This window comes from uncultured Streptococcus sp. (genome assembly GCF_938036805.1).
In the GTDB taxonomy this organism is placed as follows: Bacteria; Bacillota; Bacilli; order Lactobacillales; family Streptococcaceae; genus Streptococcus.
This window is the reverse complement of the sequence record NZ_CALHWC010000095.1, coordinates 1-1511: the sequence shown is the minus strand read 5'-3', so window position 1 is coordinate 1511 and position 1511 is coordinate 1. Positions and strand designations below refer to the sequence as shown.

The window sequence follows — 1511 nt, the reverse complement described above, 5'->3', positions numbered from 1 at the left end:
AACTCCCGCAGGCTAGTATGATTTTCCTGAATGCGGCGGAACATTTTTTCCATATCCGACTTGGTAAAGTTGACCAAGACCGGTCGGCCGTGTGGGCAGTTGTAAGGATTGTCACACTGGGACAGCTGAAAGAGCAAGTCGCGCGCAGAGTAGTCATCCAGACTGTGATTGGCCTTGATGGAGCGTTTGCAGCTCATCATAATGGCTAGCTCTGCTCGATATTTCTTGATAGAAACTTCCTTGGTCAGGAGAAGCATGTCACACATCTCATAGATGCCAGCCTCAATCTCCTCTTCCTTGAACCAAATGGGATGCTCACGGAGGATAAACTGGTTGGCTCCGTACTCTTCTAAAAAGATGCCAGCATCTTCTAATAGCTCCATCCGCTGCTTGATTCGCAGCATATCGTCCGCTGGAAATTCAAAGATATAGGGCACCAAGAGCTGCTGCTGGCTATTGTCCACATCCCCAATCTTCTCCCGATAATACTCATACTTGACCCGCTCTTGGGCAGCATGCTGGTCAATAATGTAAAGACCACCCTTGCCCTGAGCAAAGAGATAGGTACCATGCATCTGGCCGAAATATTCTAACTCTGGGAAGCTTGACTTCTCTTCCTGTTCCAACTTATCCACAGCCCGCTCCAGACTAGCCTGGTCTAGCTCTGGATGGTCTAGTTGGTCATAGCTAGCCGGCTTTCGCTCTGCAAATTTGACCGAAGTTGATTGTGGCGGTTCTGCTTTTTTGTCAGTATTTGCCTGAAAAGGCTTTGCTGACTCTTCGAAAGATAACTGCTGCTCTGCCACCTGTGACTTGAGGAAGAAGTCATTCTGCTCCTTATCGTAGTAGAGGCGATTTTCTTTAAGTGGGAGGCTGGTCTGTTCGGGCTTAGCTGCGCGCTTAACAGTTGATTTAGCTAGATTTTCCAAAGCATCAGGGATAAGGTCCTGCTCCTTGAGACTGGTCGCAATGGCTTGCGAAATCAAGGTCATGAGTTCGCGCTCTTTAGAAATGCGCACCTCTTGCTTGGTCGGATGGACATTGACATCGGCCAGATAGGGGTCAATCTGAATATTGATGACCGCTAGTGGAAAGCGGCCTACCATAAGCTTGCTGCCGTAGCCGTCCAAAATAGCACGATTAAGCAGGAAATTCTTAATGTAGCGGCCGTTGATGAGAATCGTAATATAATTCCGATTTGCACGAGTCAGCTCAGGCAAGCTGACATAGCCGCTCACCTCAAAGTCCAAATCTGAAGCAGAGATTTCCACCATTTTCTTGGCTGTTGCCAGACCATAGATTCCTGCAATAGCCTGACGCAGATTGCCACTGCCGGCAGTCCGTGTCATTTCGCGGCCGTCACTGATAAGGGTGAAAGCCACCTCTGGATGGGCTAGACTGAGCCGATTAATCACATCAACGATATGGGACAGCTCAGCCTGCTGGCTCTTCATATACTTGAGCCGGGCTGGAGTATTGAAGAAGAGATCTTCTATCTTGATTTTCGTTCC

At 48.6% G+C, this 1511-nt stretch carries 1 protein-coding gene; it reads right to left on the bottom strand.

The window, feature by feature from the left end:
- On the bottom strand, window positions 1–1511 hold a 1511-nt coding region (gene mutL, locus Q0191_RS03865; RefSeq protein WP_297664010.1), incomplete at both ends, for a DNA mismatch repair endonuclease MutL.